At 68.3% G+C, this 13,643-nt stretch carries 9 protein-coding genes; 7 read left to right on the top strand and 2 right to left on the bottom strand.

Translation table 11 applies throughout. From position 1 onward, the window contains the following. The first annotated feature begins 395 nt into the window (after positions 1–395). The 6 genes from AB0O01_RS00470 (at position 396) to AB0O01_RS00445 (ending at position 9,257) form a co-directional block, all read left to right on the top strand. A complete protein-coding gene (locus tag AB0O01_RS00470; RefSeq protein WP_365309398.1) occupies positions 396–545 on the top strand; it encodes a hypothetical protein in 150 nt (49 codons plus the stop codon). 1,012 nt (positions 546–1,557) lie between these two features. After that, positions 1,558–1,881 carry a hypothetical protein gene (locus AB0O01_RS00465; protein WP_365309396.1) on the top strand — a complete coding sequence of 108 codons (324 nt, stop codon included), beginning with the start codon at positions 1,558–1,560 and terminating at the stop codon, positions 1,879–1,881. Between the two features lie 346 nt (positions 1,882–2,227). Next, on the top strand, positions 2,228–3,148 hold the full coding sequence (locus AB0O01_RS00460) for a radical SAM protein (RefSeq protein ID WP_365309394.1): 921 nt from the start codon (positions 2,228–2,230) through the stop codon (positions 3,146–3,148). Beyond that, entirely contained in the window at positions 3,145–3,555 is a 411-nt protein-coding gene (locus tag AB0O01_RS00455) for a DUF6375 family protein (RefSeq protein ID WP_365309392.1), read from the top strand. Before AB0O01_RS00460 ends, AB0O01_RS00455 begins: the two co-directional genes overlap by 4 nt. Before the next feature lie 15 nt (positions 3,556–3,570). After that, positions 3,571–7,521 (top strand): hypothetical protein, encoded by a 3,951-nt coding sequence (locus tag AB0O01_RS00450; RefSeq protein ID WP_365309390.1) that lies wholly within the window; start codon positions 3,571–3,573, stop codon positions 7,519–7,521. A 383-nt stretch (positions 7,522–7,904) separates the two neighbouring features. After that, complete coding sequence (locus AB0O01_RS00445) at positions 7,905–9,257, top strand: hypothetical protein (protein ID WP_365309388.1); 1,353 nt, start codon at positions 7,905–7,907, stop codon at positions 9,255–9,257. A gap of 852 nt (positions 9,258–10,109) precedes the next feature. Here AB0O01_RS00445 and AB0O01_RS00440 read toward each other — a convergent pair. Together AB0O01_RS00440 and AB0O01_RS00435 are read right to left on the bottom strand one after the other, a co-directional pair. Beyond that, on the bottom strand, positions 10,110–10,958 hold the full coding sequence (locus AB0O01_RS00440; RefSeq protein WP_365309386.1) for a TniQ family protein: 849 nt from the start codon (positions 10,956–10,958) through the stop codon (positions 10,110–10,112). 103 nt (positions 10,959–11,061) lie between these two features. Further along, positions 11,062–12,048, bottom strand: coding sequence for an ATP-binding protein (locus tag AB0O01_RS00435; protein WP_365309384.1), 987 nt, complete (start codon positions 12,046–12,048; stop codon positions 11,062–11,064). Between the two features lie 116 nt (positions 12,049–12,164). Between AB0O01_RS00435 and AB0O01_RS00430 the strand changes: the two genes are divergently transcribed. Further along, on the top strand, positions 12,165–12,668 hold the full coding sequence (locus AB0O01_RS00430; protein WP_365309382.1) for a hypothetical protein: 504 nt from the start codon (positions 12,165–12,167) through the stop codon (positions 12,666–12,668). Positions 12,669–13,643 lie beyond the last annotated feature (975 nt).

Here is a 13,643-nt window from a genome sequence, read left to right as displayed (position 1 = left end):
CGGCGGGGCGGACCGAGGAGGGATGCCGGCCCGGCAGGACCCGCGGGCGCCTGCTGACGCCTGTGACACCGGACTTCGGCGGCAGGTCCGGCGCCGTCTTTCTGACGACGCGGAGCTGACCGCAACCGGAGTCGGCCCGGCGGCGGTCCCACTCGCCGGCAACGGACAGACCGGCTGCGCCTCCACCACCCGTATCCTCTCCTCGCCCCCGGCCCACCGCTGCACACCGGCGTTGGAAGTTGTCACCTCGACGGTGTCCGCCCTGAGCACGGGTGATGGGTGCCCCGTTCGCTCCGGCGCCCCGGGTCGGCCCCACCGTGACCGCCCGTCGGCGCAAGAGCGCCGACGGGCACACCGCGCCGGCCGTGCCTCGGGTGTGCGGCTGACCACCGGCGGTGGCCGACCTGTACGAGGCCGCCGCACGCCGGGCCCGCGCCCGCGACCAGCCCATCCGCCACCGCCTGTTCACCACCCGCGTCCGGACCGTCCTCCACCAGTTCCCCCGCGCCCTGCGCGACGGCGGCACGGCCCCCCGGTACCCGTGATCTCCTCGACACCCTGCGCCGGTGGATCAGCACGGCCCCGGACCCGTCCGGGCCCCGAAGGGAGGGCTCCCGGCTCCGGCCCGGTTCTGCACCGCGGCCGCCGTTGCCGACCCCGCTCCGTCGTGCGCGGGGCCGCCGGATCCTCCGGGAGCACCCGCCGGAACGTGACGATCACCCGGGTACGTCCACCGGCTCGCTCCCGTACCGCTGGACCCGGCACACCGGCCCTCGCCGGTCCTGCGGACGGTGGCCGTCCCCCGCCGGAGCACGAGCACCTCCACCGCCCGTCTCCCCAGCCCCTCCCCGACGCCCTTCCGGGCCCCGGCCCGACGCTTAACTCCCGTACCTGTCACGCCCTGGAAGCCCCAGGCCCAGGCCCTGTCCGCCGGCACCGGCGACCACTATCAGGACGGCGACGCGGCGGGCACCTGTTGAGCGACACCCATGCCGTGCTCCACGACCCCCGGGCCTGACCGGGCCGAACTCGTCCTTCATCGTGGCCCGCACGAGGCCCTCGCCGTCGCCGTCCTCGCACGGAGGAACCCGGACCTCCTGTGAAGTGCCGTTGCAGTGCCACTGAGGGGATGTCGTCACTGAGCCAGTGTCAGGTATGCGAGATGGGCCCTCTGACCTGTAGTTGAAGGTGATGCCCTTGGTGGCGGCTGCTGACATCAGGCGGTGGTGTCAAGTGACGATCCTGCTGGACAGATCGACGGTACGTCCTATGCCGCAATACTGAGCCCTGAGGTGAAGCGGACGGGGAGCCGCAGCTCGACTTGTTGCAGCGAAGGTTGAGTCTTCACATCAATAGTCCCTGAGTTCGGAGCGTTGGGGAGTTCATCGATGGGTTGTCGGCGTGTTCGGTGGCGTAGATGGCTGTCGTGCTGCGATCAGGTAAGGAGCAGGCGGAGGTGAACACGCGGCTCGATCTCACTACTCTGGTGTCCCTGCTGATGTTGAGGGGGAGATCTTGAGGAGAGGGGCATCGGAGTACGAGGCGGCCCAGGAGGCCATGGCGGAGATCCTGCTGGAGCGGGCCCGTAACGGGGGCTGGCCGATCCGGTACGAGAAGTTGAGCAAGCTCTTGGAGGATGAGGGCCACACCGTCCCGGGACACAGCGTGGAGATGGATCATCTCTTGGCCGACGTCTCCCACCAGGAGAGCCCGGACGGCACGAAGGCGATACTCTCCGCCATGGTGGTGCTGAAGGAGAAGGGAGAGCCCGGTGCGGGGTTCTACCGCCTGGCCCGCGAGGAGTTCGGCCGAAAAGGCGACAACGTAACCGTCTGGGGCGAGGAGATGAAGCTTCTGGCCCGTGACTTCAGGCAGAGCTGAAGGCGGTCACGAGCAGGCTTGGCGAGCCCTGGACTCCTGCCCCGACCCAGATGACAGGGCTCATGGCCGGCAACCCCTGCACGCCTTCTACATCACGTCCGGTTCCCGAAGGCAGCGGACACCGTGCCTGCCACCTGGCCACCTCCTCGAGGGAGTGTCGCGTACCGACTGACGCAGACGGCCAGGGTTGAGGGGAATGAGGCGGGCTCCACCAGCCAGCACGACCTGGGTCATAACTGGCCAGGGCTTGTCGTATGCCATCCCAAACTGCTGTGACTGGTGAGGAACCGGGTAGCCGGGACTGGTGCGTCTGCCATACTTTGAGCCGGAACCTGGAGGAAGATGCGTGAGTGATGCGGGGCTGTGGGTGAAACGTCGTGTCGGTCCCGACGGGATGCACCTCTTCGACCGCCGCACGGGCCTGAATATGCTCTTCGACGAGGTCGATGTCCCTGAAGCGCAGTGGGCTCGTGCGCCCCGCCAGGTGTCGATCGCCCTGACCAATGCTTGTGATCTGGCGTGTCCGTTCTGCTACGCGCCCAAGTCCGCTGGGGTGCTCGAGGCCGCACGGCTGTGCGCATGGATCGACGAACTGGACACAGAGGGCTGCCTCGGCATCGGGTTCGGCGGCGGAGAACCCACCCTCTACCGCCGCCTTCCGCAGGTGTGCCGTCACACGGCTGAGCGCACGGGCCTGGCGGTGACGATGACGACACACGCACACCGCTTCACCCCTCAGTTGATCGATGCGCTGGCCGGAGCGGTCAACTTCGTCCGCGTCAGTGTCGACGGAGTCGACACCACCTACGAGAAGCTGCGCGGCCGCCCTTTTGCCGAGCTTGTGCAGCGGCTCAATCGGATCGGGCGGACCTTCCGGTTCGGGCTCAACTGCGTCGTTAATGCTGAAACGTTGCCGGATCTCGACGCGGTCGCCGACCTTGCGGCTTCGACCGGGGCTGCGGAACTCCTGCTGCTGCCCGAGCGTCCGGCACGCGGACGCCCGGGCTCCACCCCGCACACCGTGGCCGCCCTGCACCAATGGATTACCAACTACCGCGGGTCTGTGGCCCTCACCATCGGCGAGGGCGACAGCGGTGCATTGCCGACCGCTCAGCCGTTGCCAGGCGAGACGGGACTGCGCGCCTACGCCCACATCGACGCCGCCGGAACCCTGCGGCGCACCTCCTACCACTCGGCCGGCGAACCGGTCGACGACCGTGGCGTTCTCGCCGCGCTCGACCGCCTGCAGCAGAAGGGTGTCGCATGAAGGTCTGGTACGGGTACGGCACCGAGCACTCCATGAACCTTGTCATGATCGGCCGGTTCAAGGACGCCACTGCCGCCGAACGAGCCCACACCGTCATCAAAGAGTTCACCAAGGCTCTGCAAGCGGAGGAGGAAGCCGGCCGCCTGATCATCGGCGAGCCGGACGACCGCTTCAGCGACGAGGTCTTGAAACTGCTGAGCGACCTCAACATTCACAGCGTCGGGCCGCGTGAGCTTGAGCAGTTCCTGTACGACCTCACCATGCGACGCGAGGGCGACTCCATCGTGGTGACTACCGATGAGAACGATGTCCAGGCGCTGCTGAAGGTCTTCCTCGACAAGGGGGCCCGCATCGAGGTGTATTCCGCGCACGACTACCCCGGCACCGGCCACGGCCGGGGCGAATAGGGGGCGAACAATCCGATGACCGGGCTGGATTGGGAGAAGTTCACCGCGCTGCCAGGAAGCCGCCGGGACAACTTCGAGCTGCTGTGCCGGGGTGCCGTCACCCACGCATACGCTCGTTACGGTCGCTTCATCGCCCTGGCCCAGCAGCCTGGAGTCGAGTTCCACCTCGACATCGACCAGCCCGCCTGCCCGCTGGGTGAGCCCGGTCGCTGCTTCGGGTGGCAGACCAAGTGGTGGGACATCCCCTCGGGCCGCGCCATCGGCGCCGGCCGCCGAGCCGATGTCGAGGACTCCCTTAGGAAGACCGAGAAGCACTTCCCGGGTATCACCGACTTCGTGCTGTGGACCCGGCACCCTCTCACCGCCGGTGACCAGACGTGGTTCCGTGGTCTGCCCACCAGGATGCAGCTGCACCTGGCCACGGAGGTTGAGCTCGACCATCTCCTCGTCGGAGATGCCGTCTTGCTGCGCGAGTCCTACTTCGGTTCCCTCGTCCTGACCCCGCAGCGTCTGGCCGAACAGCATGAGCGGGCCGCCGCTGAGGCGGGCGAACGCTGGATCCCCGAGGTGCATCAGGCATCGGCTGCCGAGCACCGGCTTCGGCGGATGCTCGCCGAACCCGACGCGTGGGACGACCTGAGCGACACTCACCACAACATCGCCCGCTTCGAAGCGGCCCTCGACGACGCGGCCATTACCTTGCCGGCCCCGCTGGCCGAGCAGACCGCGACGATCATCGCCACGGGACGAGACATCTCCGAACTCCTGCACGAGGCACACCAGCAGATCCGCAACAGTCAGCCCTCCCCGCTGCTGGGCGCCACCGACCGCACCGTGGCCCCGGCCCCCTTGGCGCAGCCCGTCGTGCTCCGGCGGCTGCGGGCCCTGCGGCACGCCGCCACGCTGCCGCTGACCAACCTGATTGCCCACATCCGCGACGCCGCCGCTCTCGCTCACCACGTCACCGATCACCTATCGACCCGACTCGCGATCGTCACCGGCGACGCTGGATTCGGCAAAACACAACTGTCTGCGACGCTCACCGCGCCGACAGTGGCACGTCCTGCTGGCGTCCTGCTCTACGGCAGGCGCCTGAGCGCCCGCCAGACCCTCGACGACCTCGCCGGTCAGATCACCGTGGCGGGCAAGCCCCTGTCCTCCTTCGAGGAACTCCTCGCCGCCGTCGACGCGGCCGCACAACGCGCCGGATGCCGGCTGCCCATCGTCATCGACGGTCTCAACGAGGCCGAAACCCCCACCATGTGGCCGCCGTTGCTGCGCAGTCTGCAGGTGACCCTCAAGCGGTACCCGTCCGTGCTCGTGGTGTGCACGGTACGCGAGGCCTTCCTCGACGACACCATCCCCCCCGGCGTGAACGACATCCTCGAGCTCGACGGATTCGACGAAGACCTCGATGAGGCCATCGCCCGCTACTTCACCCACTACAAAATCGAACCAGGTGGCGCCGACCTACCGCGCGAACTCCTCAGTCACCCGCTGACACTGAAGATCTACTGCACCGCAGCCAATCGGGACCGCAGGCAGCCCGTCAGTGCGGCGAGCCTGCCCAGCTCCCTCACCGGAATCTTCAGCGATTTCCTCACCTCCGCCACCCGCCGCGTCTACGAACTCACTCTGTCCATCCACCCCAACGACGTCAACCAGGCCCTCGACGCGCTGGGAAGCGCCCTGTGGGAGAAGCAGGCCCGCGATCTTCCCGACACCCAGGCGAAGCAGCTCTGCCAGGACACCTATCGCCGCTGGCAGGAGAGTCTTCTCGCCGCCCTCGAACACGAAGGCGTCCTCCTGCGTCACCCCGACGACGCGGGCGGCGCGGCCTGGTCGTTCGTCTACGACCTGATGGCCGGTCACGTCATCGCCACCAGTCTGGTGCACACCCACGGCAGGGGCATCGCCCAGCTGCTGAACGAAGACACCACCACGGCACGCTTCAACGGCACGCCGGACGAACGCCATCCGCTCGCCACCGACATCTTCCAGGCCCTGGCAGGTGTTCTGCCCCGCGCCGGGGCAGCGCAATTGTGGCAGGCCGTTGCCGAACCCCTCCGCCTGCCTGCCCTCCTGCACGCTGCCCGGCTTGAAGCAGACCACCTCGACTCCGCCACCGTGGACGCCCTCGTCACCCACTGCGACGACCTCCGCGGGAGAAACGACATCCTCCAACGGCTCTACAGCACCCGCGCAGCCCCCGGGCACCCCCTCAACGCAGTCTTCCTCGACCGGATCCTGCGCGACCGCTCCGTCGCCGACCGCGACCTGCGCTGGAGCGAGTGGCAGCGCGCCCACAGCCGCCCCCTCCTCGCCGACACCACCGCCCTGGCCACACGCTGGCGAGACCACCCGCACCGCGTGGAATCCGACCGGCTGCGAGCCCGATGGCTGATGTGGACGCTGACCAGCACCGACCGCGACCTCCGCGACGCCGCCACGGCCGCCCTGTACTGGTACGGCCGGTACGACATCAGCGGACTGTTCACCCTCACGCTGGAAGCGATCACCATCAACGACGCCTACGTCGGCGAACGCATGGTCGCCGCCTGCTACGGCGTCGCGACGACCCACCCGCTCCATACCCCGGACCTGGAAGCCGCCCTGCCCGACTACCTGGCAGGACTACTGAACGCCTACACCGGAGCCGAAGCCACCCACCCCACCTTCCACGCCCTGACCCGGTACTACGTCTCCTCAACGTTAGACCTAGCCCACCACTCGTATCCTGCCACGGTGCCAGCCGCAGCCGAACTACCCCTGACCTTCAGCCCAGCACCGGCAATCACCCCGCTGCCCGAGGACGACCCGCGCCGGGATGACGTCGGCCCGACGATCGGCATGGACTTCGGCAACTACACCCTCGGACGCCTGTTTTCGGACCGCGATAACTACGACGACTCCCACCCCGGCCACCAGGAAGCCACCGCCGTCGTCCTCGGCGTAGTGCACGCACTGGGCTGGCGCCACGACCCGTTCGACGAAGTGGAACGCCGCATCACCTCGGCAGCGTCCCGGCGGCGGCGCACCCCCAGCGGTCGGATCGACCGCTACGGTAAGAAGTACGGTTGGATCGGCTTCCACACCATGGCGGGCATGCTCGCCGACCGCGGCCAGCCACCCGAGGACCTTGAAGTAGACATCGACCCGACCTTCCCCCAGCCCCCGCAGCCGGTCCTGGTCCCGCTCGGCACCTGGACGCCGCGGACACCAACCGACGACCTCGAATGGCTGCGCCACGGAATCGTTGACGTGCCAGACGACTTCCTTGCGCCGGCCCTGCTCGATAAGGACGAAGGTCCATGGATACTCGTGCACGCAGAGATCGACACCAAGGATGTGGCCACCGGACGCGACGCCTTCGGCCTGTTCAACACCGTCCTCATCGACCAGGAGAACCTGACCGACCTCCTAGAGGTGTTCGATGCCTTGCCCCACCCGGGCCGAGACATGATCGACCTGCCCGCCGAGTACTACGTCTTCGCTGGCGAGATCCCATGGCACACCCGGTTTGCTGCACCCGAACCGGGACTGACTACCGAGGACCTGTACAGCGGCACACCGCGCTACGACCGGCCCGACCTCCGCTTCGAGAGGCTGGCCCACCACTTCACCTGGGAGCCCCACCACAGCAGCCAGAACCAGGCGACCGCCTACGTCCCCAGCCGACTGGTCTCACAGGCTTTCGACCTGCGTGCTCTCCCGGCGGGCTTCGACCAGTGCGAACCCTCTGGTGCACTCGCCGCCCGGTCTTTCGCAGCCCCCTCTGGCTTCTCGGGCGGACTGTTGTACCTACGTTCCGACCTCCTTCGACGGTATGCGGCCGACCGTGCGATCGTCACCCTCTGCTGGGGGGAGAGGCAGATCAGGGCCGCCTGGCCCGAGAGACCGTCCGGTGCCTTGCGCGATCTTTACCGGGCTCATCAGAACATCTGGCGTCAGACGAAACAGCACTGAAAGCGCCGCCCTTCGGTGCGCATGCACATCTGGGGCAGTCCCCCTGTCCTCTCCACCCTTGCACACCGAGGCTCTGACAGGAGTTGTGCGCAATTGACCACTTGCCGACTGCGCGGCCGTGTCATGGCCCGCGATAGCCGCTGGCTCAGACCTTAGACAAGGGCCCCAGGAAGATCGCGCGCAGGACGGTCGCGATGCTGTCTACGGCCCTGCCTACGCCGACAGATGGATATCGGGTCGGGCTTCACGCCCTGGGCCGACCCGCTGTCTCAGCAGTTGGGCCACGCGACCGGTAACGTCGTTCCGTGCGCTCCGATCCGCGCCCAGGCCGCAGCCGACGACTGCGGACCGATTGTCAGTGGCGGCGGTTAGCCTCCACCCTCATGAGTCTTGCGCGCCGACCGGCCAGCGAACTTCCCAGTGATCCGGCCCAGCTGCGGCTGGTCTACAGCCATGGGCACCCTGCTGTGCCCTATGAGGACGAGGACACTCTCGAGCACTGGCATGTCTCCATCCGGGCCTACCACGATCAGGAGGAGGAATGCGCCGGTGGCTGCACCGATAGGTGCCAGCAGCTCATCGAGAACGGCAACGAGGCCGGCTGGCTGCGCCTGTGGCGGCTGCGTGACTACACCGGTGCGGACCGCTGGATGGTCGCGGACGCCCAGTCGGGAGACCTGGAGAGCATCGCGGCCACTGTCCTCGACGACGGCGAGTATTCCGATGCCTTTCAGGAGACCATCGACTGCCCGGTGGGGGATCTGCTCATCCTGGACCGCGTCTTCCTGGCCCGTCCCTGGCGCGGCTTCGGCCTGGGCCCGGTGTTCGCCGCCGAGACCATCCGCTGCCTGTCCGGCGGCTGCTGCGCGGTCGCGGCTGAGCCCGGCATGGCCGAATGGCCCGAGAACCGGGACGAGGTGAGTGACGTCGACCGCGCTACCGCGAAGGTCAAGATCGCCGCCCTGTGGGAGTCGATCGGCTTCCACGCTTTCCACAGTGGGGTGCAGCTGCTCGACACCAGCCTGCAGGAGCCCATCGACCTGCACCGTGCGCGCCGCAAGGACCTGGAGGACCTCTCCGCCGCTTACCGGGCCCACCTCGAGGGCCGGCCCGCTCTCCCGGAGCCGACCGTGACCCCGCCCGCCCCGCCGGCGACTCCCGTGCCGGCCGCTAACCGCCGGCGGCCCGCCCCCGCCCTGGAGGCAGAGGCGGAGCCCCGTGACGGACTGGCGGCCGCCGCGAGCCTGTCCGACCTCCAGCGCGAGTGTGAGTCCTCCGGCTGGAGCCGCAGCGACCGCGTCACTGCCCTGGCCGTCGCTGCACAGGCCACCCGCGACACCGACCTGCGTCACCTGGCCGCCCAGGTCAAGCACATGCACTTCGGCCTGCGCGACGCCTGGACCGACGCCCTCACTTTCCCCGGCTGCCACTTCAACGTGCATCTTTTCCGGGAAAACCCCGCCGCCCTCGGGCCGCTGGCCGATCTGTGGATCTACGGCAGCAACCTCGGCGGCCTTTACCAGGGCCGCTCCCACCTCGTGGGCAGGGGTTGCCAGTACGCCCGCCCCTTCACCCCGGACACCGAACGAATGCCCCTGGCCGACCTCCTCGACCTGACCAGTTTCTGGGAATGGAACGGCCCCAGCTGCTCCTTCTGCCATGGATGGTCCGGCCAACGCCTCACGCCCGACCAGTACACCCACTACCTCACTGTCCTCGCCGGCCACTCGCGTTAATCGCAAAGATCACGGAACCGGCCACGGGTTATCACCCCGCGGTGGTCCCGACCCGGCGGGCTGGAGGGCAAGGGCACTGTCCGACCGGCCGCGTGCCGTCGGTCCAGGCTGGCCCCCTGCTGCTGCGGCCGCACCCCAACTCCTCGCGTGGGAAGCGGAGTACCAGGTCGAGGTCCTACAGCCCGATGGGGTCGGACACGGCGCTGCTGTACGACCCGATCCTCAAGATCGAGCACACGCAAGGGACGGCCTGCACATGATCCTCAGGGCCGTCTCGCCGACTTGAACAGCGGCATTCCCTGATCGGCCCGACGTCGACCTTCTGGCCGCTTGCTGTTCTCCACCTGCCCTGCCCTGCTGCTGCAGTTGGGTGCGCTCTGGAACGGAACGCTGCACCGCCTCCCGGTCCAGTCAGAGAGCGACCATGCATGCCGATCGGGCAGCCCCCGGGGGAGCGGAGAGCTTCACGGGGGCCAAGGGCACTCTGACCCCCGTGACAAGGTGCCGCTGTGCTGCCACACACGCGTCGGCGCCGAGGTTCGTACGCCCTGCTGACTAGTGGAAGGAGTCCGCAGTCACCGGGGAGAACCTGCTGTGACGGGTCAGTGATCTTCAGGGGGCTGGACTGCTGTGGTCTGGTGTTTCGTCTTTTGGGGTGGGATTCGGGATGGGGTGAAGTGGTTGCGTTCGGGTGTGGTGGGTGTGGCTTGGGGCGTGTTCGGTTTGGTTGTTCGGGGGCTTGGCTTGCGGTTCGGTAGTTGTGGGGGATTGATCTTGGCTTTCTCGTAGGTGTGGTGGCACGTCTATGGGCGGCTGCGCTTTCTGGGGGTGTGGGGTTCTGGATGGTGCTGGTCAGTGGCGTGTGTGGGTGAGGAAGACCCGGATGGGATCGCTCGCATTGAGGGGCAGGCGGGGCAGTCCGAGTCGGTGGGCGATGAGGTTGAGGGCGTCGTTGGTGTCGTGGCGCGGCCAGCGCGGGAGGGTGGCGAGTGCGCCGACGAGGGCAACGGTTTCTGGATAGGTCACCAGGTCGCGGGTCAGGAGGGTGGGGGAGGCGCTGTGCGTGGTGGTCAGGTGGGGGTTGGTCGCGCAGAGCTGGGTCAGGCGGGTGTGCCAGCGGTGGGTGAGGTGACGTTGGTGGTCGTACCAGCGGGTGGTGATAGCGCGCGCGGTGGTCCAAGCGGTGGCGGCGCGTGGGTGCCGTAGGAGTCGCTGGTGTGCATGGTGCGCGGCGACAAGCTCCGGCACGGCCCAGGTGCGGACGGTGGAAGTGAGCCGCGGGTCGGGGGCTGCTTGCTGATGGCGTGGGCACACCAGCCGTTGTGGCGCCGGGTGGGCCCAGGCGGTGTCGGTGGCGTCGTGGCTGCGGTGGCGGGTGCACAGGGTGCAGGCGCGGACGGGCTGCTGTTCGGCCTCGAGCCGCTTCCAGTGCGCGGCGGCCTCGGTGCCGTGGGCATCGCCCGGCAGGGCGAGGTGGGGCAGGGCGCGCGTCAGGTGGGGGAGTGGGAATCGAGCGAGGGCGGTCAGGCGCCGGGCCGCGTTGTGATTGAGGTGGAGTTCGGCTGCTGGCAGGGTGCCGTGGCCGGGGAGGGTGATGCCGACGCCGTCAAGGAGCTGGGACAGCGTCACCTGGTAGGTGTCGGCGATCCGTTGCCCATATGAGGCGGTCGCCTCAAAGGGCAGTGGCCGTACACGAAGCACGCCCGGTGCTGCTGACGGGGTCCGCAGCCATGCCTCTGTGGTGGGGACGCCGCGCTGCGCGGGAGCGGCTGGGACCGTATCCGGGCCGTGACGTGTGTCCCGGTCACGGGGTGCTGATGCCGCGGCTTCGGGGCCGGGTGCGGGGTTGGTAGTGCTGTTCGGCGAGGTGGTCGAGGCGGATCGCGTCGAGGGTGGTCTTGGTGATGCGTTCGGTGCCGTCGACCAGGGCGGTGATGGCGGCTTGGCGGATGAGGCGGGCGAGGCTGCCGATGCGGCCAGCGGTGCGCTCGTGCAGGTAGGGAGCCAGCTTGGGGAGGGTTCCGGGCCGGTGGTGATGCAGGTCGAGCGCGCCTTCCATCGCGGTGATGAGGTCGCGGAAGGGCTCTTCGTCGCCGAGGCGGGCGGGGAAGGCGGCGCAGTCGATGAGGGAGGCGCGCCCGGCGAGCTGGGCTCCGCGTACCCCGGTGAACAGGGGTGTGGTGGTGACGTCGATGCCGGCGTAGACGAAGGTGGCGCCGATGCGTTCGGTGAGGTCTTTGATCAGGTCGGCGCTCTGGGCGCCGGTGGTGGTGCGGGGGTTGAGTCGGTGGATCTCGTCGATCATCACCAGCTGTACCCGGGCGGCGGTGTAGGTGTGGCAAACAGCGTTGGTGATCTGGGCCTGGGACATGCCGGCGGTGACGGGGATGCCGAGGTAGCGGGCGAACTCGATGGCGAGGGTCTTGGCGCTGGCGGCGGGTGGGACCAGGACGTAGGCGACCGGGGACTGACCGGCCGTCGCTGCGGCGCCGTGGCGACGGGTGTGGGCGAGGTGGCAGGCGCGTCCGACCTGGAGCAGGGCGGTGGTCTTTCCGGCGCCGGCGGGGCCGGTGACGATGAGGGATGGCCGTGCGGTGACCGTCTGGTGGCGGCCGAGGATCATCAGGGTGCGCACGTTCTTGGCGAGCGCGTCGATGGCCGGCGTGCGCACAGTGACGAACCGCGAGTGGTAGGCCAGGTGTTCCTCAAGGCTGCGGTGCGGCGTGCCGGGTGGGGGAGGGGCTGCCGCGGGCGTGGTGGCGAAGGCATGGAAGCCGTCCCAGGTGGCCACCGCCTGTGGCTGCGCATCAGGGGCGTCGCCGGCGGTGCTTGCCGCGGCACTGGGAGGCCGGTGCGCTGTCGACGGGGACCCGTCGGTCGGCGTATCGCTCGTGCCCGGTGAGGCGTTTGCCATTGCTCGGCTTCCGCTTCGGCGTCCCACAGCCCGTACCCGCCTGCCTCGGCCGGCAGCACGCCCTCTGGCTCGCTTGTGCCGGTCTCGGCCGTCGTGTCGACGCTGACGAGGCCGTCCAGGCTCTCGCCCCAGTCCGGTGCCGGGGCCGGTGCGGTCTCTGCGTCGAGTGGGCGCCGCTGGCCTGGAAGATCGGGCAACTGTGCTGCCGTACCGGAGCGGGAGGCTCTCCGACGGCGGGTTTTCTGATCGGTCTCGGCGGGGTGGCGGGTGCGGCGCAGGAGCTGGTCGAGGGCGTCGGCGATGTCGGCCTCGTGCTGGTCGCGGTCTCCGCGTTGTTCGACCTCGGCCTGGACGTGACGCCAGATGGCTTCATTGAAGGGCTGGTGGACGTGGTCGCGATGGATCCACGGGACCTCGTGGAGCTGGCCGTCGGTGAGTGCTGGTTCTCACTTCGATGTCCGGCAAATTTCTCACTTCGATGCCCAATGTTCCTCTGAAGCGACAGCCCTTCTCACGTGCTGATTTGCCAGTCCTCAGGGAAACCAAGAGTGACAGTCAGCGAGAATTTGGTGGGACGTCAAGTGAGAGAGTGCAGGACATTTTCGTGAGAAGTGCAATAGCGGCTGGCGCCTGACCTGCTAGAGCGCACGACTGATGAGGTCTTCCCCGCGTGTGGCGGGGCAGAGGCGCAGTTGCTCAACGGTGACGTCTCCGAGTACGTCATCCCTGCGTGTGCTGGGTGGAGACGGACCTGGTGGCCCGCTACGGGGAAAGCCGGGAGTCAGCCCTGCGTGGTGCGGGGCGGAACTCCCCGTGGCCGGCGGACTGGCAGCGGCACGAGTCATCCCTGCTGTGCGGGGTGGAGTCGGAGGCGATCGAGGGGGGCATCCGCGCCGAGGAGTCATCCCTGCGCGTGAAGGGTGGAGGTCGAGCGCGCCTTCGGCACCATCAACGCCCTGGAGTCATCCCTGCATGTGCAGAGCGGAGCGGTAGATCCACGCCCATGGCCTCAAACCGTGAGAGCCATCCCTGCGGGGGTTAGGCGTGAGCTTGCTGTTGAGTGGGCGCGACGATGATCAGCGAGTCTTCCCTGCGCGTGCGGGGCGGAGGGATCTCGCCGTCGTCGACGGCCGAGAAGCCTCGAGTCATCCCGGCGCGTGCGGGGCGGAGTTCGGATACCGGTTCCAAGATCGTATATGCCGGGAGTCATCCCTGCGCGTGCGGGGCGGAGGCCAGTCTGAGCTGGGACGATCTCAGCACGAACCGCGGTTTTTGTTCGGTGGCAGAAGAGTTCGTGGGGTTGAGTCAGGTCAGGTCAGGTTGGGCTGGTGCGGTGCGGTGGGTGATTGGCCCTGGCTGTTGGGAGTGACGTTGTGCTCCGGCAGGATGGGCCTGGGGAAGCGTCGGATGGCGCTGCTACGCCGGTGAAGCCCCTGCGTGTGCGGGGCGAGCCGGACTGGATGCACATCATC

The organism is Streptomyces sp. NPDC093252 (genome assembly GCF_040683675.1).
Classification (GTDB): Bacteria; Actinomycetota; Actinomycetes; order Streptomycetales; family Streptomycetaceae; genus Streptomyces.
Note: the sequence above shows the minus strand (reverse complement) of the source record. Positions and strands in the feature narration are given on the sequence as shown.

Coding starts and splice junctions, on each gene's coding strand:
- AB0O01_RS00465 (WP_365309396.1), top strand. CDS start 1,558: ATGGCGGAGATCCTGCTGGAGCGGGCCCGTAACGGGGGCTGGCCGATC.
- AB0O01_RS00450 (WP_365309390.1), top strand. CDS start 3,571: ATGACCGGGCTGGATTGGGAGAAGTTCACCGCGCTGCCAGGAAGCCGC.
- AB0O01_RS00455 (WP_365309392.1), top strand. CDS start 3,145: ATGAAGGTCTGGTACGGGTACGGCACCGAGCACTCCATGAACCTTGTC.
- AB0O01_RS00445 (WP_365309388.1), top strand. CDS start 7,905: ATGAGTCTTGCGCGCCGACCGGCCAGCGAACTTCCCAGTGATCCGGCC.